Origin of the sequence: Pseudomonas asplenii (assembly GCF_001293465.1) — a bacterium.
Classification (GTDB): domain Bacteria; phylum Pseudomonadota; class Gammaproteobacteria; order Pseudomonadales; family Pseudomonadaceae; genus Aquipseudomonas; species Aquipseudomonas fuscovaginae_B.
In genome coordinates, this window is sequence record NZ_JSYZ01000009.1 from 452,312 (window position 1) to 474,967 (window position 22,656).

The 22,656-nt window shown below is 65.1% G+C and carries 22 protein-coding genes; 5 read left to right on the forward strand and 17 right to left on the reverse strand.

Going from position 1 to position 22,656, the window contains the following annotated elements:
* Nucleotides 1–39: 39 nt before the first annotated feature.
* The 12 genes from PF66_RS13810 to PF66_RS13865 all read right to left on the reverse strand — a co-directional run bounded on the left by PF66_RS13810 (nt 40) and on the right by PF66_RS13865 (nt 11,557).
* Nucleotides 40–642 (reverse strand): nucleotidyltransferase family protein, encoded by a 603-nt coding sequence (locus PF66_RS13810; RefSeq protein WP_054063008.1) that lies wholly within the window; start codon nt 640–642, stop codon nt 40–42.
* Entirely contained in the window at nt 635–1,621 is a 987-nt protein-coding gene (locus PF66_RS13815) for an XdhC family protein (protein ID WP_054061188.1), read from the reverse strand. Before PF66_RS13815 ends, PF66_RS13810 begins: the two co-directional genes overlap by 8 nt.
* A complete protein-coding gene (locus PF66_RS13820; RefSeq protein WP_054061189.1) occupies nt 1,621–3,939 on the reverse strand; it encodes a xanthine dehydrogenase family protein molybdopterin-binding subunit in 2,319 nt (772 codons plus the stop codon). Before PF66_RS13820 ends, PF66_RS13815 begins: the two co-directional genes overlap by 1 nt.
* Nucleotides 3,936–4,406, reverse strand: a complete 471-nt coding sequence (locus PF66_RS13825; protein ID WP_054061193.1) for a (2Fe-2S)-binding protein — start codon at nt 4,404–4,406, stop codon at nt 3,936–3,938. The genes PF66_RS13820 and PF66_RS13825 overlap by 4 nt, the downstream gene beginning before the upstream one ends.
* A gap of 251 nt (nt 4,407–4,657) precedes the next feature.
* A complete protein-coding gene (gene murB / locus PF66_RS13830) occupies nt 4,658–5,677 on the reverse strand; it encodes a UDP-N-acetylmuramate dehydrogenase (protein WP_054063009.1) in 1,020 nt (339 codons plus the stop codon).
* Entirely contained in the window at nt 5,674–6,138 is a 465-nt protein-coding gene (locus PF66_RS13835) for a low molecular weight protein-tyrosine-phosphatase (RefSeq protein WP_054061191.1), read from the reverse strand. The genes murB and PF66_RS13835 overlap by 4 nt, the downstream gene beginning before the upstream one ends.
* On the reverse strand, nt 6,138–6,902 hold the full coding sequence (gene kdsB / locus PF66_RS13840) for a 3-deoxy-manno-octulosonate cytidylyltransferase (RefSeq protein WP_054061192.1): 765 nt from the start codon (nt 6,900–6,902) through the stop codon (nt 6,138–6,140). Before kdsB ends, PF66_RS13835 begins: the two co-directional genes overlap by 1 nt.
* Nucleotides 6,899–7,084, reverse strand: coding sequence for a Trm112 family protein (locus PF66_RS13845; RefSeq protein WP_054063010.1), 186 nt, complete (start codon nt 7,082–7,084; stop codon nt 6,899–6,901). Before PF66_RS13845 ends, kdsB begins: the two co-directional genes overlap by 4 nt.
* 26 nt (nt 7,085–7,110) lie before the next feature.
* Complete coding sequence (lpxK, locus tag PF66_RS13850) at nt 7,111–8,121, reverse strand: tetraacyldisaccharide 4'-kinase (RefSeq protein WP_054063011.1); 1,011 nt, start codon at nt 8,119–8,121, stop codon at nt 7,111–7,113.
* A complete protein-coding gene (locus PF66_RS13855; RefSeq protein WP_054061406.1) occupies nt 8,121–8,549 on the reverse strand; it encodes an ExbD/TolR family protein in 429 nt (142 codons plus the stop codon). The genes lpxK and PF66_RS13855 overlap by 1 nt, the downstream gene beginning before the upstream one ends.
* On the reverse strand, nt 8,546–9,181 hold the full coding sequence (locus PF66_RS13860) for a MotA/TolQ/ExbB proton channel family protein (RefSeq protein WP_054061405.1): 636 nt from the start codon (nt 9,179–9,181) through the stop codon (nt 8,546–8,548). The genes PF66_RS13855 and PF66_RS13860 overlap by 4 nt, the downstream gene beginning before the upstream one ends.
* Nucleotides 9,182–9,343: 162 nt before the next feature.
* On the reverse strand, nt 9,344–11,557 hold the full coding sequence (locus PF66_RS13865) for a DNA internalization-related competence protein ComEC/Rec2 (protein WP_054063012.1): 2,214 nt from the start codon (nt 11,555–11,557) through the stop codon (nt 9,344–9,346).
* A gap of 136 nt (nt 11,558–11,693) precedes the next feature.
* Between PF66_RS13865 and PF66_RS13870 the strand changes: the two genes are divergently transcribed.
* Entirely contained in the window at nt 11,694–12,215 is a 522-nt protein-coding gene (locus PF66_RS13870; protein WP_054063013.1) for a DUF2062 domain-containing protein, read from the forward strand.
* A gap of 159 nt (nt 12,216–12,374) precedes the next feature.
* Here the strand turns inward: PF66_RS13870 and PF66_RS13875 are convergent, their stop codons facing one another.
* The 4 genes from PF66_RS13875 to PF66_RS13890 all read right to left on the reverse strand — a co-directional run bounded on the left by PF66_RS13875 (nt 12,375) and on the right by PF66_RS13890 (nt 15,589).
* On the reverse strand, nt 12,375–13,154 hold the full coding sequence (locus PF66_RS13875) for an ABC transporter permease (RefSeq protein ID WP_054061436.1): 780 nt from the start codon (nt 13,152–13,154) through the stop codon (nt 12,375–12,377).
* The gene (locus PF66_RS13880) at nt 13,151–14,083 is read right to left on the reverse strand and encodes an ABC transporter ATP-binding protein (RefSeq protein ID WP_054061437.1); all 933 of its coding nucleotides are present in this window, start codon (nt 14,081–14,083) and stop codon (nt 13,151–13,153) included. The genes PF66_RS13875 and PF66_RS13880 overlap by 4 nt, the downstream gene beginning before the upstream one ends.
* Before the next feature lie 179 nt (nt 14,084–14,262).
* Nucleotides 14,263–14,886 (reverse strand): glutathione S-transferase family protein, encoded by a 624-nt coding sequence (locus tag PF66_RS13885; protein WP_054061438.1) that lies wholly within the window; start codon nt 14,884–14,886, stop codon nt 14,263–14,265.
* A gap of 43 nt (nt 14,887–14,929) precedes the next feature.
* Nucleotides 14,930–15,589 (reverse strand): transglutaminase-like domain-containing protein, encoded by a 660-nt coding sequence (locus PF66_RS13890; protein WP_054061439.1) that lies wholly within the window; start codon nt 15,587–15,589, stop codon nt 14,930–14,932.
* A gap of 227 nt (nt 15,590–15,816) precedes the next feature.
* On the opposite strand from PF66_RS13890, the gene PF66_RS13895 reads away from it, so the two are divergent.
* Nucleotides 15,817–18,264: an acyl-CoA dehydrogenase gene (locus tag PF66_RS13895; RefSeq protein ID WP_054063014.1), complete on the forward strand. Its 2,448-nt coding sequence runs from the start codon at nt 15,817–15,819 to the stop codon at nt 18,262–18,264.
* Nucleotides 18,265–18,373: 109 nt separating this feature from the next.
* Nucleotides 18,374–18,781 (forward strand): PA2817 family protein, encoded by a 408-nt coding sequence (locus PF66_RS13900; RefSeq protein ID WP_017905788.1) that lies wholly within the window; start codon nt 18,374–18,376, stop codon nt 18,779–18,781.
* Between the two features lie 152 nt (nt 18,782–18,933).
* On the opposite strand, the gene PF66_RS13905 is transcribed toward PF66_RS13900, so the two are convergent.
* Nucleotides 18,934–19,884 carry a LysR family transcriptional regulator gene (locus PF66_RS13905; protein ID WP_054063015.1) on the reverse strand — a complete coding sequence of 317 codons (951 nt, stop codon included), beginning with the start codon at nt 19,882–19,884 and terminating at the stop codon, nt 18,934–18,936.
* Nucleotides 19,885–20,002: 118 nt separating this feature from the next.
* On the opposite strand from PF66_RS13905, the gene PF66_RS13910 reads away from it, so the two are divergent.
* Both PF66_RS13910 and PF66_RS13915 read left to right on the forward strand, forming a co-directional pair.
* Nucleotides 20,003–20,644, forward strand: a complete 642-nt coding sequence (locus PF66_RS13910) for a LysE family translocator (protein WP_054061408.1) — start codon at nt 20,003–20,005, stop codon at nt 20,642–20,644.
* A gap of 174 nt (nt 20,645–20,818) precedes the next feature.
* The gene (locus tag PF66_RS13915; protein WP_054061409.1) at nt 20,819–22,555 is read left to right on the forward strand and encodes a dipeptidase; all 1,737 of its coding nucleotides are present in this window, start codon (nt 20,819–20,821) and stop codon (nt 22,553–22,555) included.
* Nucleotides 22,556–22,656 lie beyond the last annotated feature (101 nt).

A 22,656-nucleotide genomic window follows, 5' to 3' on the forward strand; every position in this document is an offset into this window, starting at 1 on the left:
GCCCCGCCTGCAGTGATGCAGGCGGGGCTTTTTCATGGGTCATGGGTGGTGCGCTTCGAAAACCAGAGCTGCAGGCACATCGACATCCCAGACGATCCCGCGGTCCTCCACCGGCACCGGCTCGACCCGCCCCGTGGCAAACAGCGCCTTCGCTCCACGATCACCGGACAACGCCCGTAACGCCTCCCCGAAATCGCGGCCGAACCCCACGGGATGCCCATACCCGCCAGCCAGCGTCGGTACGCAGATCCGCTCCCTTGCCATCCTCGCCAGCACCCGTTCAAAGGTCTCCGGCAGGATAAATGGCATATCCCCCAGCACCATCAGCCAGCCGTCGGCCTCGGCACTGGCGGCGACCCCGGTGGCAATGCTGTCACCCATGCCCGTGGACCCGGGCAACAGCACCCGGCAGCCGTGGGCCTGGCCCAGGCGAATCACTTCAGGCCGATCCGCCGTGGTCACCAGCACCCGCGCGCCCAGGCTGTCAGGCAGGCTGCGCAGCACCTGTTCCAGTACCGGACGCACCACCCCGTCACGCCCCTCGCAAGCGGCCAGCAACTTGTCCTGATCGGCCCCGGCCACCTGCCGGAACCGACTGCCCTGCCCCGCCGCCAGGATGATCGCGGCAATCGACTCATTCACCCGGTGCCAGCTCCGCTTTCTTCTGCCGTGACTCCACGCCGTTCTTGATCGCGACGATCTCGGCCAACAGCGACAAGGCGATCTCCGCCGGCGTGTGACTGCCGATAGGCAAGCCGATCGGCCCATGCAACCGTGCGATCGCCTCGCTGCCCAGCCCCAGCAGCGCCAGATTGTCCCGCCGCTTGCGGTTGTTGACCCGCGAGCCCAGCGCACCGACGTAGAAGGCCCTGGAATTGAGCGCCGTCAGCAAGGCCATGTCGTCCAGCCGCGGGTCATGGGTCAGCGCGACGATCGCCGTGCGCTCGTCGGCCTGGATATTCAGCACCGCCTCATCGGGCATGCCCGGTACGAAACGGCCGTGCGGTTCCTCCCAGCCGTGAATGAACTCCTCGCGCGGATCGCAGACCAGTACCTCGAAATCCAGCATCCGCGCCATCTGCGCCACATAGCGCGACAACTGCCCGGCGCCGATCAGCAGCAGGCGCCAGCGCGGCCCGTAGATGGCCCGCAGCGTGCGCTCATCGAAGCTCAGCAGATCCTGCCGGCCGGCCTCATGCAGAGTCACCGTTCCGCTGAGCAGATCCAGTTCACGCGCGACGATCTCGTGAGCCTCGCAACGCCGCAGCAGTTGCTCGACCCAGGCGACATCGCCGACCCGTTCCTCGGTCAGACGCAGGGTGCCACCACACGGCAGGCCGAAGCGCGCCGCCTCCTCGCGACTGACACCATAGGTCACCAGTTGCACCGGGGGCCCGTCTGCGGGCAGGCGCCCATCGTGCAGGCGGGCGATCAGGTCATCCTCGATGCAACCACCCGACACCGAGCCGATCACCATGCCATCCCCACGCAAGGCCAGCATCGCCCCGGGCTGGCGCGGCGCGCTGCCCCAGGTCCGGACCACGCTGTACAGCATTACCCGGTGCCCGGCGCGGCGCCACTGCAGGACGCTGCGCAGGACATTCAGATCGACGCTGTCCATCAGGCCTGCGCCTTGTTCCAGCCTTGCAGTTGATAACGCACCGGCAGGTTGCGGATACGCTGACCGGTGGCAGCGAAGATCGCATTGCACAGCGCCGGCGCGATCGGCGGCACCCCAGGTTCACCGACACCACCCAGTGGCACCTGGCCCGGCGGCGTGACCAGGTGCACCGCCACTTCCCGGGGGGCCAGGGACATGCGCGCCACTTCGTACATATGGAAGTTGTCCTGCTGGACCTGGCCCTCCTTGAAGCTGATCTCGCCCAGCACCGCGTTGCCCAGGCCCATCACGCAAGCGCCCTCGAACTGCGAGCGGATCCGTTCCGGGTTGATCTGCGGTCCGCAGTCCACGGCGATATCGGCCTTGTGCACGATCAGCGTGCCATCGTCCTTGACCTCGACCTCGATCACCGCCGCCACATAGGTGACGAAGCTGTAGTGCACCGCCAGGCCCAGGCCACGTCCCTTGGGCAGCTTGCGCCCCCAACCGGCCGCCTTGGCCGCGGTTTCCAGCACGGTGCGCAGGCGTCCGGTATCGATCGGGTAACGCTCCGGCGACTCACCGTAGTTCCACTGTTCGCTCAGGCTGCGCGGATCGATCTGCCGGTCGGGTCCCAGCAGCTTGAGCTGATAGGCCAGCGGATCCTGGCCGGCCTTGTGCGCCAGTTCGTCGACGAAGCTCTGGATGGCGAAACCATGGGGAATGTTCGACACCGAGCGGTACCAGCCGACCCGGGTGTGGACTTTCGCCTCGGGGTTCTCCAGGCGCACGTTGGGAATGTCATAGGCCATGTTGGTGAAACCCATGCCCAGTTCGAACGCCGCCTCGTTGTTCATGTTCGGCGCGAACAGCGCGGTGATGCTCGGGGCCACGGTGCGGTGCAGCCAGCCGGATGGCGTACCGTCCTGGTTCAGGCTGGCCTGCAGGTATTCCGCCGACACGGTGTGGAAATAGGAGTGGTGGATGTCGTCCTCGCGGGTCCATTGCACCCGCACCGCCGTACCCGGCATCGCCTTGGCCAGGATCGCCGCCTCGATGACGTAGTCCGGCTTGGACTTGCGCCCGAAGCCACCACCGAGCAGGCTGACATGGACGGTGACCTGGTCGAAACCGATGCCCAGCCGCTCGGCAATCCGCTCGCGGGTGACCTGGGGGGCCTGGGTCGGCGCCCAGGCCTCGCATTGCCCGTCGTTGAAACGGGCGATGGCGACCATCGGCTCCATCGGCGCCTGCGCCAGGTGCGGCAGGTAGTAGCCGGCCTCGAAGTGGCTCGCGGCCCCCTTGAGCGCCTCATCGACATTGCCGGTATTGCGCACCACCTTGCCCGGCTGGCGCGACGCGGCTTCCAGTTCCTGGCGATAGGCAACCGAGTCGTAGCGAGCATTGTCGCCATCGTCCCAGACAATGTTCAGCGCCTCGCGCCCCTTGATCGCGGCCCAGGTGTTGCTGGCGATCACCGCCACGCCACCCAGCGGCTGGAATTCGGACGGCAACGGGCGAGGTTCGATCTCCAGCACCTTGAGCACCCCCGGCACCTTCAGCGCCGCCGCCGCATCGAACGACTTGAGCTTGCCGCCATACACCCGCGGACGCGCCACGGTGGCATAGACCATCTTCTCGAAATGGATATCGGCCCCGTAAAGGGCACGGCCGTTGACGATATCCGCACCGTCGATGGCCCGCGTCGATTCCTTGCCGATATAGCGGAACTCCGCGGGCTGCTTGAGCCGCAGACTGTCCCGCGGCGGCACCGCCAGGGCGCCGGCAGCGGCGGCCAGGGCTCCATAGCCCAGCTCGCGCCCGCTCGGGCTGTGGATAACCTTGTGCAACTGCGCCCGGCACTCGCCGACCGGCACGTTCCATTGCTGCGCGGCAGCCTGTTCCAGCATGGTCCGTGCGGCAGCACCACAGCGGCGCATGGGTTCGTACCAGTGACGCATGCTGCGCGAGCCATCGGTGTCCTGGTTGCCGAAACGCACTTCGTCTCCCGGCGCCTGGCGGACCTTGACCTGCGCCCAGTCGGCCTCCAGTTCGTCAGCCACCACCATGCTCAGGCTGGTACGCACGCCCTGGCCCATCTCCGAACGGTTGCAGACCACCGTCACACTGCCGTCGGCGTCGATGCTGACATAAACCTTGGGATCGTCGACCCAGCCATTGGGCATGCCGTCGGCGCCGTACTTCTTCTCGCCTTCGGCAAAGGCATCGGGCAGGCCCCAGGTGGCCGCCAGCACCAGCGCGCCAGTGGCGCCGACCCCCTTGAGAAAGCCGCGCCGGCTGAGGTTGCTCAGGGCGAAATCGTTCAGGGAGCGGCTCATGCCTTGGCCTCCTGCAAATGGGCGGACGCGGCCTGGATGGCCGTCTTGATGCGGTTGTAGGTGCCACAGCGGCAGATATTGCCAAGCATGGCTTCCTCGATCTGCTCGTCGCTGGGCTTGGGGTTCACCTTGAGCAGGGCAGTGGCCGACATGATCTGTCCGCCCTGGCAGAACCCGCACTGCGCCACGCCACCGTCGAGCCAGGCCTGTTGTACCGCCTGGCCGACCGGATCGCTGTGCAGGTTGTCGATGGTGCGCACGTCGCGGCCCACCACCGAGCCGATCGGCGTGACGCAGGAACGGGCCGCCAGGCCGTCGATATGCACGGTACAGGCACCACACAGGCCCATGCCGCAGCCGAATTTGGTCCCGGTATAACCCGCCACGTCGCGAATAGCCCAGAGCAGCGGCATATCCTCGGTGACGTCCAGGGGATGGTCTTGACCATTGAGTTTCAGGGTAATCATGGGCACGCCCGCATCGTTGAAGGTCATGGGGTCGAGCCATCTGCAAGGGGCCGCACGGACGGCAGCAGATCGACTCAGGCTAATCGGCTCTCTTGTGAAGCGGATGCTTCACCGGGCCGTTCGTTGAGGCTTTTTTACCGTTTTGACCAGCCCGGGGAAAGCCATTCCATGCAAAAAAGCCCCATGCAGTCCGACTGCACAGGGCTTTGAGAGAAAGCGCTCCGGCTGACCAACGATCAGCATAGCCTCATTCAGTAGAGGTTCGGTTCCATTTCCAGCTGAACCGCAAAACGCTCGGCGATATCGGCCTGGATCCGCCGGGCCAGGGCCAGCAGTTGCTCCCCCGTCGCCGCGCCGTGGTTGACCAGCACCAGCGACTGCAGGCGATGCACACCGGCGTCGCCATCGCGGAAGCCCTTCCAGCCGGCCGCCTCGATCAACCAGCCGGCCGCCAGTTTCACCTGCCCGTCGGCCTGTGGATAACCAACCAGCGCGGGGTGAGCCTGCTTCAGCTCGGCGGCGTGAGCGGCCGAGACCAGCGGGTTCTTGAAGAAGCTCCCGGCATTGCCGAGTACCGCCGGGTCCGGCAGTTTCTCGCTGCGAATGCTGCAGATCGCCCGACTGACATCAAGCGCCCCCGGCTGACTGACACCCTGCTCTTTCAGGCGCTCGGCCACCGGACCGTAGCCCAGGTGCAACTGCTCGACCCGGCTCAGGGCAAAGCGCACCCGCAGGATCAGCCAGCGCCCCTGGGCGTGCTTGAACAGACTGTCGCGGTAGCCGAACTGGCACTCTTGCAGGGAAAACTCGCGCAATTCGCCGGTCTGCCGGTCGAGGGCGGTGAGGCCAGCGAACACATCCTTGATCTCGACGCCATAGGCACCGATGTTCTGCATCGGCGCGGCGCCGACGGTGCCGGGGATCAGGCTGAGGTTCTCCAGGCCATACCAGCCTTGGGCCAGGGTAGCCAGCACGAACGGATGCCAGGGTTCGCCGGCCTCGGCCTCGACGATCACACGCTGGCCGTCATCGCTGAGCAGGCGAATGCCGCGACTGCCCATGCGCAACACCAGCGCCTGGATATCGCCGGTCAGCAGCAGGTTGCTGCCACCGCCGATCACCAGCAGGGGCAATTGCCGCTGCGCCGCGAAAGCCAGGGCCTCGCGCACGTCGTCATCACCGTGGGCCTCGGCGAACCACTGGGCACGGACATCGACGCCAAAGCTGTTGTAGGGCTTGAGGGAAACACCGGCTTGCGGTTGCAGGCTCATAGACGCCCCCGGAGTTCGTCGACCAGACGATCGCTGGCCTGCTCGATCAGGTCCAGTACCTGTTCGAAGCCGTGTTCCTCGTCGTAGTACGGATCCGGGACCTCGTCCAACGCACCGTCGTAACGACGCAGGAACAGGTCCAGCTCGGCCTTGCCCTGGGCCGGCTGCAGCTGCTTGAGGTGGCGCAGGTTGCTCTGGTCCATGGCGAGGATCAGGTCGAAGCGGTTGAAATCCGCGCTGCTCACCTGGCGGGCGCGCTGCGCCGACAGGTCGTAGCCGCGCAGCCGCGCAGCCCGCTGGCTGCGGCTGTCCGGCGCCTTGCCGACATGCCAGTGGCCGGTACCGGCGGAATCGACCTCGATCAGTTCGGCGAGACCGGCCGCGCGCAACTTGTGGCGCAAGACGCCTTCAGCCGTGGGCGAACGACAGATGTTGCCCAGGCAGACAAACAGGACCCGCATCAGGCCTCCAGCAAACGACGAACGCGTTCGAGGTCTTGTGGTGTATCGACGCCGGTGGGCGGTGCCTCCAGGGCGTCGGCCACATGGATTCGCACGCCGTGCCACAGGGCCCGCAACTGCTCCAGGCGCTCGGTGGTTTCCAGCCAGCACGGGCCCCAGCCGACGAAGTCATGCAGGAAGCCGGCACGGTAGGCATAAATGCCGATATGCCGACGGAACGGCACGCCTTTCGGCAGGTGTTCACGATCCCCGGCAAAATCGTCGCGGGCCCAGGGCAAGGTGGCCCGGCTGAAGGTCAGGGCCAGGCCGTTGATGTCGCTGACCACCTTGACCACGTTCGGGTTGAACAGCGCCTCGACCTCTTCGATCGGCTCGGCCAGGGTGGCCATGCGCGCTTCGGTGTGCGCCGCCAGGTTGGCCGCAACCTGGTCGATCACCGCCGGCGGGATCAACGGCTCGTCACCCTGGACGTTGACCACGATCGCCTCCGGCTCCAGCCCCAGCAGGCTGGCGACTTCGGCCAGGCGATCGGTGCCGGACTCATGGTCTTCGCGGGTCAACAGCACTTCGGCGCCGAAGGCCTGGCAGGCTTCGACGATCCGTGGGTCGTCGGTGGCCACCACCACCCGCTGGGCGCTGCTTTTGCGCGCCTGTTCCCAGGTGTGCCGGATCATCGGCTTGCCGGCGATCAGTTGCAGAGGCTTGGCCGGCAGGCGCGTGGAGGAATACCGCGCCGGAATCACGACGATGAACGGAGTGCTCATTTGTCCAGACGCTCATCGGCGCTCAGGGTGCGCGCCTCGCTCTCGAGCATCACCGGGATGCCGTCGCGAATCGGGAACGCCAGGCCGGCGCCCTTGCTGATCAGCTCGGTCTTGTCGGAGCTGAGCTTGAGCGGCCCCTTGCAGATCGGGCAAGCGAGGATATCGAGCAGTTTGGTGTCCATGAGGAGTTCCCTGGATAAAAAGGGGTTTAGGGCAAAAGACGATCGGGCAGCAGACGCAGCAATTGCGTGTCGAACCAGGCCACGAACGCTTCGGAAGGCACCGCGTCGACCGCCAGGTACCACCAGTCGGCGGCCGCGAACGCCCGGCATTTCACCGCGTCCTTTTCGGTCATGACCAACGGCAGCGACGGCGTGAAACTCAGGGCCTGCGCGCTGTATTCGGCATGATCGGCAAAGGCGTGGGGCACAGGCTGCCAGTGTAGCGTTTCGAGGGTATTGAAGAAACGTTGCGGATTACCGATGCCGGCCACCGCGTGCAACGCCTGGCCGACGGGAAAGTGGTCGAGCGGCTGGCGTTCGCCGCTCAGCAGATTGACCAGAGCGGTCGGCTGCAGGCGAAAGGCGAAACCGTCGCCGCGATCGGCGTCGGCGCCGTTGTACATCAGCGCGTCGACACTCTGCAGGCGCTCCAGCGGCTCGCGCAGGGGGCCGGCGGGCAGGCAGCGGCGATTGCCCAGGCCACGGGCGGCGTCGATCAGCACCAGTTCCAGGTCGCGGGCCAGGCGGTAATGCTGCAGGCCGTCGTCGGAGAGGATCAGGTCGAGCTGTTCCTCGGCCAGCAGGGCCTGCACCGCGCGGCTGCGATCCGGATCGATCATCAGCGGCACATCGTTGCGCCGGACGATCAGCAGCGGCTCGTCGCCGGCTACCGCCGCGGACTGCCCGGCACGTACCCGCCATGGCAGGCTCGGCGGCCTGGCGCCGTAACCACGGCTGACCACGCCCACGCGCAGGCCGCGACGACGGCAATGCTCGACCAGCCAGAGAATCATCGGGGTCTTGCCCGTACCGCCGACCGTGATGTTGCCGACCACGATCAACGGCACCGCAGGCTGGTAGATGTCGCCTGCGCCGGCAACGAAGCGGGCGCGCTTGCCATCGACCACGCGACGATACAGCCACTCCAGCGGGCGCAGCAGGGTCAGGGCCGGATGGCCCTCGTACCAGGCGCGCAACAAACGGTCCGAGAGAGCCATCAGGGCGCCGGCGCCGCCTCGACGGTGGTCATGCGCAAGTGACTGAAGCCGAGCTTGCCGGCGGCGTCCATCGCGGTGATCACGGCCTGGTGCTGGGTCTTGCCGTCGGCACTGATCGACAGCGGCATGTTGGTGTCACCGTTGGACTCCTTCTGCAACGCTTCCATCAGGGTCGACAGGTCATTCTTCGGCAGTATCTGGTTGTTCACCGAGAATACGCCATCGGCGCTGATGGCGATGTCCAGTTGCTTGACCAGTTGATCCTCCGCCGGCGAACCGCTGACCGCCTGCGGCAGGTCGACCCGCAGTTGGGTTTCGCGGGTGAAGGTGGTGGTGACCACGAAAAACAGCAGCAGGACGAACACCACGTCGATCAGCGAGGCGAGGTTGATATCGATGGTTTCCCGGGGCTTGCGGCGGAACTTCACGCTTTGCCCCCGGGCATTTCAACATCGCGGTCGCCCTGGACCACTTCGACCAGCTTGATCGCCTGCTGCTCCATGCCCACCACCAGCTCATCGATGCGGCGTTGCAGGAAGCGGTGGAAGAACACCGCGGGAATACCGACGATCAGGCCCGACGCGGTGGTGATCAGAGCCTTGGAGATACCGCCGGCGAGGACGGCCGCATTGGTGGTCATGCCCGAGCCCATGAACGAGCTGAAGATATCGATCATGCCCAGCACCGTACCGAGCAGGCCGAGCAGCGGCGACATGGCGGCGATGGTGCCGAGGGCGTTGATGTAGCGCTCCAGTTCATGGATCACCCGGGCGGCGGCCTCTTCGATGCACTCCTTCATGATCTCGCGACCGTGCTTGGAGTTCGCCAGGCCCGCGGCGAGGATTTCACCCAGGGGCGAATCGGCGCGCAGTTGCTTGAGTTTTTCCTTGTCCAGCTGCTTGTCGCGGATCCACACCCAGACCTGCCCCAGCAGATGCTCCGGGGTCACCCGGCTGGCGCGCAGGGTCCACAGGCGCTCGGCGACGATACCCACGGCGGCGATGGAACTCAGAATGATCGGCAACATCATCCAGCCGCCGGATTTGACCAATTCCCACACAGTGACAGCCCCCTCGAAAAAGTGCGCCACTCTAACATAGGGGTCGGCCGGGCCGAAGAACGTGATGTCGCATCAGGGAGCGGTTTAATAACCCTGGGCTATTTGAATCACGCTGCACCGGCACCCCCACAAGGGGACTGGAGTGCTCAGCTCTCTATCGGATCAACGCCAGAATCGCTTGTCCTCGCGCTGCGACTGCGCATCGCCAAAAGCCCCCAGCACCAGGCGCACCGCACCCTGCTCGGCACTGTCATGTACCGCCATCCCCAATGCCTGGTAACGAGCCATCACCTGCGGATGCGGATGGCCGAAGCTGTTTCCACGACCCCGGGAAATCAGCACGGCCCTCGGCGCCAGTCGCTGGAGAAAGCTCATCGACGAGGAACTGCGGCTGCCATGATGAGGGGCCTGCAGCCAGTCGGTGGCGACCGCCAGCGGACTGTCCAGCAAGGCCTGCTCGGCGTGGGTGTCGATGTCTCCGGTCAGCAGCAGCCGCTCCCCCCGGGCCTCGATCTGCAGCACGCAGGAACGCTGGTTGCTGTCCTGCGCCGCGGCCCATTGCCAGAGCCCGAAACTCACTCCGTCCCATTGCCAGCGCTCGCCACTGGGGCAGGTACCGGCATGCAGGGGTGCCGGCAATCCCGGGGCATCACCACTGATCACCCGGTTCACCGGCATACCGTTGCGGACCGCCAGGGCACCACCGGCATGGTCGGCATCGGCGTGACTGATCAGCATCAGGTCAAGCTCGCGTACCCCCAGCTTGCGCAGCGTCGGCAGGACCACCCGCTGGCCCAGGTCGAACGCGCCGAAGCGCGGCCCCGCGTCATACAGCAGGTTGTGATGGCGGGTACGGACCAGGATCGCCAGGCCTTGCCCGACGTCCAGTTGCCAGATTTCGGCCTGCCCTTGCGGCACCCTGGACGGCGGCGAGCACAACACCATGGCCACCAGCGGCCAGCCCAGGGGCCGTAACGGCACGCCCGCGGGCAGCAACAACAGCAGAACACCCAGGCTGCCCAGGCCCCAGGCCCAGGGTGCAAGGGTTCCGGGTAGCCAGGCCGGTACCCGTGTCGCCACCTGGGCCAACCCCTGGAACAGGATTTCCAGCAGGCCGCCGGCCAGCCACAACAGCGCTTCACCGATCCAGGGTAGCGTCAAGGTCAGGGTCCCGAGCAAGGCCAGCGGCAGTACCGCAAGGCTGATCCAGGGCACCGCGACCAGGTTGACCCACGGGCCGCTGAGGCTGATGGGCAGGCCGAGCGCCAGCAGCCACGGCAGCAGGCCGAGGGCGATGGTCCATTGCGCGCGGGTCCAGGTTTGCCAGAGGTTCCAGGCCCCCAGCCGGCCGGCGAAACAGAAGATCAGCACCGCCACTGCGGCGAACGACAGCCAGAAACCCGATCGCAGGCTGGCCAGGGGCTCGACCAGCAGGACCAGGTTCAGCGCCACCAGCAACGGCCACGACACCCCCAGATGGCGGTAGCGCAGGCGCCAGAGCAGCACCATGCCTATCATCGCGCAGGCCCGGCGCACCGGGACGCCAAAGCCGGCCAGCAATCCGTAGCCCAGCGCCGCGGCAAAGGCCAGGCCGCAGGCCCAGGGTAGCCAGGGCAGGTGCCGCGGCCACAGGCCATAACGCGCCAGCCCCGCCACCAGGGCATAGACCAGCGCGGCGAACAGCCCGATATGCTGCCCGGAAATCACCAGCAGGTGCACGGTGCCGGTGTCCTGCAGGACGCGCCAGGTGTCAGGCGACAAACCCGAACCATCGCCCAGCACCAGCGCCACCAGGGTCGCCGACTGGCCCCAGGCATCGACCGCCAGCAGGCGCTGACGAATCCCGTCGCGCCAGGACCCCGGCGATGCGGCCAGTCGCTGGCCGTCCTTGATGGTACCGGAGGCGCCGATCCGCTGGGCCAGCAACCAGGCCTCACGGTCGAAGCCATGGGGATTGAGCAGCCCGCTCGGCGACTTGAGCTTGACCGCCAGCCGCCAGCGCTCGCCACTGCCGACCGCGGGCCCGCCGTACCAGGCCAGGCGCATGCGCCGCGGCAGCAGCGTGCGCCGGGAGCTCGCGTCTTCCAGCACGAAGCGTTGCACTGCTCCATCGTTTTCCGGCAGTCCCACCACCTGCCCTTCCAGCCACAGTGTCTGGCCGTCCAGCTGCGCTGCCAGGCGGTCACTCAAGGCCAGGTGAGCCTGCAGGCAGGCCCAACTGAAACCGAACAGCACCAGCGCGACCGGATAGCTGCGAAACGGCAACAGCATCAGGCCGAGCAGCGACAACACCGGCAGCCACCCGAGCGGAGGCAACTGCGGCAGAAAACGCAGGCTCAGCAGGCCCGCCGCCAGCGCCAACATCCCTGTGCGCATCTCTCACTCCATGAACCCGTTCAGTTCTCGGAATAGCCCGATTGGCCGGCAGCTGCTTTATCAATTGTCACAATGTCTGAATGGGTCGTCAGTAGAATCCGGGCATACTGCCCGCTTGAACCGACCGAGAAGCCCTATGCCGCGTCGCCTATTCAAACGCTACATGCCCGACCCGCAGAGCATCCGCGAACACAAGCACTTACGATTTTTCGGCCAGCTGCTCCACGATCCGAACCTCTGGCACCTCAATCGCCACTCGGTGTCACGGGCCATGGCGGTCGGCCTGTTCGCCGCACTGATACCCATCCCGTTGCAGATGCTGCTGGCGGCGTGCCTGGCGATTTTTCTGCGCGGCAACCTGCCGATCGCCGTCAGCCTGGTGTGGCTGACCAACCCGCTGACCATGCCGCCGATCTTCTATTGCACCTACAAGCTGGGAAGCTGGGTGATGAACCTGCCGCCACGCAGCCTGCCGGACGAACTGACCTGGGCGTGGATCAGCGACCAGCTGTCGACGCTGTGGCAACCCTTTCTGCTGGGTTCGGTGCTGTTGGGATTGGTGATGGCGGCCCTCGGTTACTGCCTGACCATGGGTTATTGGCGCTGGTGGGTGGCCCGGCAGTGGCAGCGGCGCCGGGAACAGCGCCGCCCCAAATGAATACCGCCCCCTGTAGGAGCGTGGCTTGCCCGCGAAGAGTTCCTTGAGAACGCCAAGAGCTTCGCGGGCAAGCCACGCTCCTACAAGGTTGCGCTGTACCAAAGAAATCGGGGCGCCCCGGCCCGCCAGGCATGCCAGGCATGCCAGGGTCGCCTGGGCTTACTGGCGCATGCCGCGCCCGCTGACCAGCAGCCGCGCGCAACCGAAATACAGCACCACGGTCGCCAGCAGCATGAAGGCGATGGCCACGCTGATACGGATGTCCGATACCCCTAAAATGCCATAGCGGAAGGCGTTGACCATGTGCAGCACCGGATTGGCCAGCGATACGGTCTGCCAGAACGGCGGCAGCAGGCTGATGGAGTAGAACACCCCGCCCAGGTAGGTCAGTGGCGTCAGCACGAACGTCGGGATGATCGAGATGTCGTCGAAGTTGCGCGCGAACACCGCGTTGATGAACCCCAGCAGCGAGAAGATCGTCGCCGTCAGCACCACCACCAGCAGGGTCACGCCCAGGTGATGGACCTGCAAGTGGGTGAAGAACAGCGACAGCAGGGTCACGATGATCCCCACCATCAGGCCGCGCAGCACACCGCCCAGGGTGTAGCCGACGAGGATGGTGTGCGGCGAAACCGGCGACACCATCAGCTCCTCGATCGAACGCTGGAACTTGCTGCCGAAGAAGCTCGAGACCACGTTCCCGTAGGAGTTGGTGATCACCGACATCATGATCAGCCCCGGCACGATGTACTCCATGTAGGTAAAGCCACCCATGTCGCCGATCTGCCGGCCGATCAGGTTCCCGAAGATCACGAAGTACAGGACCATGGTGATGGCCGGCGGCAGCAGGGTCTGCGGCCAGATCCGCATGAAGCGCCGCACTTCCCGGTAGACGATGGTGTTGAGGGCGACCAGGTTGGCCTGCAGCTCCGAACTCATACCGCCACCTTCGACAGATTCTTTTCTACCAGTGACACGAACAGTTCCTCAAGGCGATTGGTTTTGTTACGCAGGCTGAGGACCTCGATCTGCTGCGTGGCCAGTTGGCCGAACAGTTCGGTGATGCCCACGGATTTGTCCACCTGCACTTCCAGGGTATGGCTGTCGAGCAGCTTGCTCGGGTAGCCGATCAGGCTAGGTGCGACGGTTTGTGCATGCTTGAGGTCGAGCAGGAAGGTCTCGACATGCAACTGGCTGAGCAACTGGCGCATGCTGGTGTTCTGGACGATGGTGCCGTGATCGATGATGCCGATGTTGCGGCACAGCTGTTCGGCCTCTTCCAGGTAATGGGTGGTGAGGATGATGGTGATGCCCTTCTCGTTCAGCTCGGTGAGAAAGGTCCACATCGAACGACGCAACTCGATGTCGACCCCGGCGGTCGGCTCGTCGAGGATCAGCAGGCGCGGCTCGTGCACCAGTGCCCGGGCGATCATCAGCCGGCGCTTCATGCCGCCGGACAGCGAACGGGACGGCACGTCGCGCTTGTCCCACAGGCCCAACTGGGTCAGGTACTGCTCGGCGCGCTCCTTGGCGACCTTGGCCGGGATGCCGTAGTAGCCGGCCTGGGTCACGACGATGTCGAAGGTCTTCTCGAACTGGTTGAAGTTGAACTCCTGCGGCACCACGCCAATGCTGCGCTTGAGTGCGGCGGGTTGCCGGTCCAGGTCGTGGCCGAAGACATTCACCGTGCCGCTGGTCTTGTTCACCAGGGTCGAGAGAATGCCGATGGTGGTGGATTTGCCGGCACCGTTGGGGCCGAGCAAGGCGAAGAAATCACCTTCGGCGACGTCCAGATCGATACCACTCAGGGCCTGGAAACCGTTGCCGTAGGTTTTGGTTAGCTGCCGGATGGACAGAGCGGAACTCATAGCGGACGATGCACCAAGAAGGAAGGAAAAAGTCGGGAAACTGCGCGAAAACCAACCGCATGGCCGGCCTTCCATAGCCCCATATAAGGGCACGCCGGGTCGTGAACAATAGCGGCGCGCCAGGACTATGGTGCTTGGCTACGCCGCACAAGTACAGCAACCCGCGTTAATAGTAGCTATTAAGTCAAAGCGGTCATGACCGCACGCTGGTAGGCCGGACGTTGCTTGAGGCGCTCGTACCAGGCACTCAAATGGGGCAACTCCGGTCGTTCGATGGGCATCTCGAACCAGGCGTAGATGAAGCTGCCCAGGGGAATGTCGCCCAGGCCGATCTCCTGGCCGGACAGGTAGGGCTGCTGCGCCAGAGCCCGGTCGGCCATGGCCAGAAGCTCGCCACAGGCTTGCAAGCCGGCGTTGATCGCGGTCCAGTCCTGCTGCTCGGCCGGCGTGCGCATGACGCCCCAGAACACCACGCGAAACGGCGCGACGAAGGACGAGGTGGCCCAGTCCATCCACTGCTCGGCACGGGCACGCACCTGCAAGTCCGCCGGTGACCAGACCGGGTTGGCGGCGTGCCTGGCCGCCAGGTAGCGGACGATGGCGTTGGATTCCCACAGGACGAAGTCGCCATCCTCGATCATCGGCACCAGGCCATTGGGATTCTTCTCACGGTATTGCGGCGTGTTCACGACACCAAAGGCACCACCGGCATCGATGGACTCGTAGGAAAGTCCCAGCTCCTCGGCAATCCACAGTACTTTCCTGACATTCGACGAATTCTTCCGACCCCAGATCTTCAGCATGACGGCCTCTCACAGGATAAATGCCGACGCAGTCTACGCCCGATCAGCCACGACTCAAATCGCCGCGCATGTCACCTCGCAAGGGCAGCGCGTCGGCGAGGAACAGGTGGGGATAACACTCGGCCAGATGACCGAAGAACAACGCCTGCGGCACATCGGCGAACTGCCCGTGGTCGCGCAGGTATTCCATGTGCCGCTGGCCGTCTTGGGTGTAGGCATGGAATACGCTGTCGCTATGCCCGTCGAATTCCAGCGGTATCACCCCGAAGGCTTCGCACAGACCCTTGTCGAAAGCCGGCGTGGCCTTGACCCAGCGTCCGTCCAGATGGAGCTCGGTATAGCCGTGCATGGCGAACACTTCGCTCTTGAGCAACTCCAGCACCCGCGGCGTCGACAGGTGATTGCGTACGTCCGCCAGGCCGATCCGGGCCGGTATCCCGCAGTGCCGGGCGCAGGCGGCAAGCAGGGTCGCCTTGGGCACGCAGTAGCTCTGCCCCAGCGCCAGGGCATGGCTGCCGCACAAGGTCTGCGGGTTGCGGCTGAAGGCGTAGATGTTGTAGCGAACCTCATCACGCACGGCGTAGTACAGACTGATGGCCTGTTCCCTCGGGTCGCGGCTGGCGCCGCGACGACTCTCGGCGAACTCCATCACCGCCGGGTGGTCACTATCGATGAAGCGTCCTGGATTCAGATACTCGTGCATGAGCGCAGTCCCCGTGGCCAGTCTCGAGTCTAGCCCCGGGCACCGCGCGCCGGGCACGACGATTCGGCCAAGTCACAGACCCACCGTGCCTTTCTTGCGGGCAGTGCGCGGCGGCATCCGTCCGGCGGCCCGCTCCCACCGATCTGGATACACAGCCCCGGCATCCGGCTTGCCGGATGCCGACTAAGCTCTGAAGTGTTTTTGCCCTGTCTCATGGAGGATTGAATATGCTGCTGTTGTGGATACTGGTTCTGCTGCTCGGCGTCGCCTACCTGGCACACCGGCGCATCGCCGCGCTGCCCGCCCTTGGCGCAGTGGCGCTGTATCTCCTGGCGATGGGAACCCTCGGTCATGCCCCCGGCGGCCTGATGCCGGTGCTCTGGTTGTTCCTCGCGGCGGTCGCCGCCCCCCTGTTGCTGCCCGACCTGCGCCGCCGGTTGTTCACGGCTCCGCTGTTCGCCTGGTTCCGCAAGGTCCTGCCGCCGATGTCCGCGACCGAACGCGATGCCATCGATGCCGGCACCGTGTGGTGGGATGGCGAACTGTTCAGCGGTCGCCCGGACTGGAACAAGCTGCTGGCCTATCCCAAGGCGCAACTGACCGAGGAAGAGCAGGCCTTCATCGACGGCCCGACCGAAGAACTCTGCGCCATGGTCAGCGACTGGCAGATCGGCCAGGACATGGATCTGCCGCCGCAAGCCTGGGCGCATATCAAGGAGCACGGCTTCTTTGCCCTGATCATTCCCAAGGAGTACGGCGGCAAGGGCTTCTCTGCCTATGCCCACTCCCAGGTGGCGATGAAGCTGGCGACCCGCAGCGGCGACCTGGCTTCCACCGTCATGGTCCCCAACTCCCTGGGGCCGGCGGAACTGCTGCTGCATTACGGTACCGAAGCGCAACGCGACCATTATCTGCCACGCCTGGCCCGCGGCGACGACATCCCCTGCTTCGCCCTGACCGGGCCACTGGCGGGCTCCGATGCCGGGGCGATGCCGGATACCGGCGTGGTCTGCAAGGGCGACTGGAACGGTGAGGAGGTCCTCGGCCTGCGCCTGAACTGGGAAAAGCGCTACATCACCCTCGGCCCCGTCGCCACCCTGCTCGGCCTGGCGTTCAAGGCTCACGACCCGGACCATCTGCTCGGTGAGCAGGAGGACCTGGGTATCAGCCTCGCGCTGATCCCCACCGATACCCCGGGCGTCGAGATCGGCCGTCGTCACCTGCCGCTGGGCGCCGCCTTCATGAATGGCCCGAACGCCGGCAAGGACGTGTTCATCCCCCTGGACTACCTCATCGGCGGCCGGGACATGCTCGGCAAGGGCTGGATGATGCTGATGAACTGCCTGTCGGTGGGCCGCTCGATCTCGCTGCCGGCGGTCGGCACCGGCGCGGCCAAGTTCACCAGCCTGGTCACCGGCCAGTACGCGCAGGTGCGCGAGCAGTTCAATGTGCCGCTGGCCGCCTTCGAAGGCATCCAGGAGGCCCTGGCACGAATCGGCGGCAATGCCTGGCTGATGGACAGTGCGCGGATGCTCACCGCCAATGCCGTGGACCTGGGCGAGAAGCCCTCGGTGCTGTCGGCCATCCTCAAGTACCACCTGACCGAACGCGGCCGCGAGTGCATCGGCCACGCCATGGATGTCCACGGCGGCAAGGGCATCATCATGGGCCCCAACAACTACCTGGGCCGCAGTTGGCAAGGTGCGCCGATCTTCATCACCGTCGAAGGCGCGAACATCCTCTCGCGCAACCTGATGATCTTCGGCCAGGGGGCGATTCGCTGCCATCCGTTCGTGCTCAAGGAAATGGCCCTGGCCGCCCGCGAGGACCACGACCAGGCACTGAAGGAGTTCGACGGCTTGTTGCTGCGGCATATCGGCTTTGCCGTGGGCAATGCCGGCAGCAGCCTGCTGCTGAACCTCGGGCTCGGACACTTCGAAGCGGCACCGGGCAACCGCCTGAGCCAGAAATATTTCCGGGCCCTGAATCGCCAGGCGGCGGCCTTCGCCCTGCTGGCAGACCTGAGCATGATGCTGCTCGGTGGCGAGCTGAAACGCCGCGAGCGGTTGTCAGCCCGCCTGGGCGATGTGCTCAGCCACCTGTATCTCGGCTCGGCGGCGCTCAAGCGCTATCACGACCTGAACTCGCCGCAAGCACTCGACCCGCTGCTGGCCTGGGCCCTGGAAGAAAGCCTCGGCCATGCCGAACGGGCCCTGGACGAACTGCTGCGCAACTTCCCAAGCCGAATGCTCGGTTGCCTGTTGCGGGTCATCGTCTTCCCGTTCGGCCGTCGCCACACCGGGCCGTCGGACGCCCTCGATGCCGAAGTCGCCGCGGTGCTGGGCCGAGCCAAGGGCGATCCGGCCCTGGAAGCGATCCTCGCCGGCTGCTATCGCCCGCAAGCGGCGGACGATCCGGTGGGTGCCCTGCAGCAAGCCCACGACCTGTTGGCCGCCAGCCATGAAGCGCAGAAAAAACTGCACACGGCACTCAGGAGCGGCCAGCTCGCGCCGGCCCCCGGGGAATCGGCGATCGATGCGGGCCTGGAAGCCGGAGTGCTGCAACCACGCGAGGCGCAAGCCTTGCGCGAAGCCGAAGCGGCACGGCGCAGGGTGATCGACGTGGACGACTTCAGCAAGGAGGAACTGAGCCCGAGCGCGGGCAAGGTGCGCTGACAGCCCAGCGGCCGGCGACGCTCCGTCCGTCGCCCAGCCTCGCCCGACGGGACAACAGGCGTGCGGAGCTTTATACTCCCGCGCCTGTTTTATTCTTGAGGCCCCTGCCATGTCCAACGTACTTGCCGATCATCTGGTCCTGCTCGACCACCTGCGCAGCATCCTGGTCGCCGTCGGCGAAGCCGAACAGGTGCCCGAGGAAAGCCACGCGTTGTTTCTGGAGCGCTTCGATGAACTGCGCGCGCAACTGCCGGTCGATCCGATCGAAAGCCAGTACCTGGGCCAGGACCTGCTGTGCCAGGTGATCCAGCGCTACCCGCAGATCGCCCATCTGGTCCCGCGCGACCTGCTGTGGTTCTTCGGCGGCGATTGCCTGCACTACATGCCCGACGAGGAACTGGACCTGTACCAGGCCCTGGAAGAGCGCCGCTACGAAGCCGAACAGAACGACGAGCCGTTCGACTGGAACCAGGAAAAGCAGTTGCTGGCGCTGTCGGATCAGGACAGCAAGCACTGATTTCCCGCCTCCCCTCCTCTCCGAGGGTCAATTGCGCCCCGTGGCCTGACGCCGCCCTGTAGGAGCCGGGCTTGCCCGCGAAGAGGTCCTTGAGGACACTAAAAGCTTCGCGGGCAAGCCCGGCTCCTGCAAGGCCCGTTGCGCCTCCCGGGTCAAGGTGATACCGAGGCCTGGGCGGATTTAAGGGTCGGCTCCCGCGCCAGGCACTCCACCAGATAATCGATGAACACCCGCAACTTCGGCGACAGGTAGGGCGTCGGCGGATACAGCAGCCACAGCCCGCCATGGTAGGACGCGAGGAAAGTCCATTGCGGCAATACCTGCACGATCTCGCCCCGCTCCAGGGCATGTTTGGCCGTGAAATACGGCAGGCTGCCAATGCCGATATGCTGCCGCACCGCGTCCAGCCGCACCCCCGTATGATTGGCCGCATAGCGCCCGCGCACGCCAACCGTCACCGTCTTGCCACCCCGCCTGAATTTCCAGCGCGAATCGTTGGGCGTATCCCCCAGATAGATGCAACTGTGCTCCAACAGGTCATGGGGATGCCGCGGCGTCCCGTGCTCGGCCAGGTAGTGCGGGGTCGCGCACAGCAGGTGCTCGATGGGCATCAACTGGCGCCCCACCAGCCCCACCGGTGGGTGATCGGTGATGCGCAGGATCAGGTCGACATTGTCCTCGATCAGGTCGACGGGACGGTCTTCAAGAATCATCTGCACGTCGACCTGTGGATAACGTCGCAGAAACGCCGGCATGTGCGGGTGCACCACGAAGCGCCCCACCGCCTTCGGCACGCTGACGCGCACCAGGCCTTGCGCCTCGTCGGTGTACTGACCGCTGATCTCCATGACCGAGCGGGCCGCATTGACCATCTCCCGGCATCGCTTGAAAGTCTCCTCGCCGCTTTCACTGAGGCGCAGCTTGCGCGTGGTGCGCTGCAGCAGTCGGGTTGCCAGGGCCTTTTCCAGGCGGGCGATCGAGCGGCTGACGGCCGAAGGTGACGAGCCGAGCTGACGGGCCGCCTCGGAGAAACTGCCAGTCTCGACCACCTTGACGAAAATCGCCATTTCGCCGAGCAGTGCCAGGGGTGGATTCATGCTCATGACGCACAGGTCCATTGAGATTTGAGTGGATTATCACATGTCCAGGCCATTTTTATACTGGCCACCGACAAGGCTGATCAGCGCCCCGCCCCTCAACGACTGCCCCGTGGAAACCGTCATGCACTCCCAGTACCTCCCTGAATTCATCGCCCTGGCGACCATCCATTTTCTCGCCGTGGTCGCCCCCGGCCCGGACTTCGCCGTGACCATCCGCCAGAGCGTACGCTTCGGCCGGCTGGTCGGGCTGCTGACGGCCATCGGCATTGGCGCCGGCATCTCGGTGCATGTGCTGTACACGCTGCTGGGCGTCGGCGCATTGATGAACAGCGCACCCTGGCTGCTGCATGTCGCCAAGGTCATCGGGGCCGGCTACATCCTCTACCTGGGCCTCAACCTGCTCAGGAGCAAACCGCAGGCGGCCCGGGCGGACATCGCCGCACAGGCGGCGGATGGAGCGCCGCGCCAGGGCCTGTTCAAGGCCTTTTCAACCGGTTTCCTGACCAACGCCACCAACCCCAAGGCGACGCTGTTCTTCCTGGCGATCTTCACCACGGTGGTCAGCACCTCGACACCGCTGCAGATCCAGGCGCTCTATGGGCTCTGGATGTGCGCCGTCAACGCGCTGTGGTTCATCCTGGTCAGCCTGCTGTTTTCCAGCGAGCGGGTACGCCAGGCCTTCCTGAGAATGGGTCACTGGTTCGAGCGCAGCATGGGCGTCGTACTGATCCTCTTTGCCGGGCGGCTGGTACTATCCCTGTAAGCCCGACCGCGCCGACATGGAAGGCGTGCTGCAAGCAGATTTGCACGACTGTTGTGCGAAAAATCGACGGACAAGGGCTCCCTTATCACGCGCTCAAGGTGTTAGCTTGAACAGGTTTTTGTCTGATCGATCAGATATTTCCCACAATCCGCTTGCAAAGGAATGCCTCCTGCAATGAACTTCGCACTCAAACGACTGGCCTGCGCCACGCTGCTGGCCGGTCTCTCGGCGCTCGCCATCCCCGCCTCGGCCAACCTCAGCGCAAAACAGAACGAGGCTATTCTCAAGTCCTTCAGCGACACTTCGGTCACGGATTTCCGGCAGTTCCTCGGCAGCCTGGGCAAGAGCGAGCTGGCGAAGAGCGCCAACCTGGGCCCGGCCATCAGCGCGTTCCTGGGCAACAAGAGCCTGCCCCCCGAACAGCAGAACGAGATCCACCGCCTGCTCGGCCTGTATGCACGGGTGAAGTATGGCAAGGCCGCCACCGAAACCCTGCGCGAACTGGTCGAGATCCCGACCTTTCGCGTCGACGGCGTGGAGCAGCACGACAACCCGGAGTTCATCCGGATCGCCGACAGGATCAAGAGCCTGGCACAGTCCTTCAACCTGAACTTTCGCAACATCGACAACCGCGTCTACGAAATCTCCCTCGACGGCAGCGGCAAGGAAGTCGTAGGTATTCACGCCCATGCCGACGTAGTGCCGGTGACCCCGGAGAATTGGGTCCTGAAGGACGGCACCCGCCTTGATCCCTTCAAGGTCACCCTGATCGGCGACCGCATGTATGGCCGCGGCACCGAGGATGACAAGAACGGTATCGTGGTGGCGCTCTACGCGATGAAGATCATCAAGGAAGAGAAGCTGCCGCTGGCAAGAAACTTCAAGCTGCTGATCGACACCACCGAGGAAACCAGCGGTGACGCCATCCCCTACTACTTCGAACGCAACCCGACCCCCGACTACAACCTGGCGCTGGATGGCGGCTACCCGGTGGTGATCGCCGAAAAAGGCTACGGCACCGTCATGGCCCGCTTTAGCCGGCGCGCTGCCGAAGGCCAGGGCGCCGAGATCACCGCGCTGACCGGCGGCCTGGCGACCAATCAGATCCCTTCGGCATCGGTCGCCACCCTGGTCACCGACCAGCCTGCCGAACTGGCTGCCAGCCTGCAGAAGGCCGGCGCCGAGTATGTCAGGCAACATGGCGACAACTTCGAGGTGACTGCCAAGGTTGCCGGCAAGGATGTCACGCTGACCGTCACCGGCGTTTCCGCCCACTCCTCCGAACCCGAATCGGGCGTCAACCCGGTGGCGCGGATGCTGGACTTTATCCACAGCCTGGACGGCAAGGTCGCGCTCAAGCACAACCACATCACCGATGCCGCCCGCTACGCCGCCGACAACTGGGGGCTGGACTACCTGGGCAACAAGCTGGGCGTCGGTTTTGCCGATGACTTCATGGGCCCGCTGACCACCTCGCTGACCTATGTCGGGCTGGATGAAAAGGTTCTCAAGCTGGCGGTCAACCTGCGGGTACCGAAGGGCAGGAGCCCGCAGGTGCTCAAGTCCGAAATCGCCGAAAAGCTCGAGGCCTGGAGCAGCAAGACCCATGTGGCAGTGACCTTCGACTACAAGATCGCCGAACCGATGTACCGCAACCCCGAGGGTGAGTGGGTCAAGGCACTGCTTGCGGTGGCCAGCGAGAACCTCGGCATGCCGCACAGGTTCGGCACCTCCGCCGGTGCGACTTCGGTCCATGAACTGCCCAATGGTGTGCAGTTCGGCCTGGCCCGGCCGGAGGTCAAGTACACCGGGCACACCGACAACGAGTTCAAGACGGTGGAGCAGTTCCAACTGGACCTGCAGATCGTCACCGAGATGATGGGCCGCATCGGGCAGTTGCCGAAGCTCTGATGGCATTCAGGGCCCGCGGCTACAGCGGGTCCTTTCTTCATGCTGTCCGGAACACAACCTTGCAGCACCGACCCGGCGACTCTAGGCTATGTACGAAATCG

Excerpts from the sequence above, each read along its gene's own strand:
- lpxK (WP_054063011.1), bottom strand. The coding sequence starts at position 8,121 with ATGGCTCTCTCGGACCGTTTGTTGCGCGCCTGGTACGAGGGCCATCCG.
- murB (WP_054063009.1), bottom strand. The coding sequence starts at position 5,677 with ATGAGCCTGCAACCGCAAGCCGGTGTTTCCCTCAAGCCCTACAACAGC.
- PF66_RS13815 (WP_054061188.1), bottom strand. The coding sequence starts at position 1,621 with ATGGACAGCGTCGATCTGAATGTCCTGCGCAGCGTCCTGCAGTGGCGC.
- PF66_RS13890 (WP_054061439.1), bottom strand. The coding sequence starts at position 15,589 with ATGCACGAGTATCTGAATCCAGGACGCTTCATCGATAGTGACCACCCG.
- PF66_RS13880 (WP_054061437.1), bottom strand. The coding sequence starts at position 14,083 with ATGAGTTCCGCTCTGTCCATCCGGCAGCTAACCAAAACCTACGGCAAC.
- PF66_RS13820 (WP_054061189.1), bottom strand. The coding sequence starts at position 3,939 with ATGAGCCGCTCCCTGAACGATTTCGCCCTGAGCAACCTCAGCCGGCGC.
- PF66_RS13825 (WP_054061193.1), bottom strand. The coding sequence starts at position 4,406 with ATGATTACCCTGAAACTCAATGGTCAAGACCATCCCCTGGACGTCACC.
- kdsB (WP_054061192.1), bottom strand. The coding sequence starts at position 6,902 with ATGAGCACTCCGTTCATCGTCGTGATTCCGGCGCGGTATTCCTCCACG.
- PF66_RS13845 (WP_054063010.1), bottom strand. The coding sequence starts at position 7,084 with ATGGACACCAAACTGCTCGATATCCTCGCTTGCCCGATCTGCAAGGGG.
- PF66_RS13875 (WP_054061436.1), bottom strand. The coding sequence starts at position 13,154 with ATGAGTTCGGAGCTGCAGGCCAACCTGGTCGCCCTCAACACCATCGTC.
- PF66_RS13865 (WP_054063012.1), bottom strand. The coding sequence starts at position 11,557 with ATGCGCACAGGGATGTTGGCGCTGGCGGCGGGCCTGCTGAGCCTGCGT.
- PF66_RS13895 (WP_054063014.1), top strand. The coding sequence starts at position 15,817 with ATGCTGCTGTTGTGGATACTGGTTCTGCTGCTCGGCGTCGCCTACCTG.
- PF66_RS13835 (WP_054061191.1), bottom strand. The coding sequence starts at position 6,138 with ATGCGGGTCCTGTTTGTCTGCCTGGGCAACATCTGTCGTTCGCCCACG.
- PF66_RS13885 (WP_054061438.1), bottom strand. The coding sequence starts at position 14,886 with ATGCTGAAGATCTGGGGTCGGAAGAATTCGTCGAATGTCAGGAAAGTA.
- PF66_RS13870 (WP_054063013.1), top strand. The coding sequence starts at position 11,694 with ATGCCGCGTCGCCTATTCAAACGCTACATGCCCGACCCGCAGAGCATC.
- PF66_RS13910 (WP_054061408.1), top strand. The coding sequence starts at position 20,003 with ATGCACTCCCAGTACCTCCCTGAATTCATCGCCCTGGCGACCATCCAT.
- PF66_RS13905 (WP_054063015.1), bottom strand. The coding sequence starts at position 19,884 with ATGAGCATGAATCCACCCCTGGCACTGCTCGGCGAAATGGCGATTTTC.
- PF66_RS13915 (WP_054061409.1), top strand. The coding sequence starts at position 20,819 with ATGAACTTCGCACTCAAACGACTGGCCTGCGCCACGCTGCTGGCCGGT.
- PF66_RS13900 (WP_017905788.1), top strand. The coding sequence starts at position 18,374 with ATGTCCAACGTACTTGCCGATCATCTGGTCCTGCTCGACCACCTGCGC.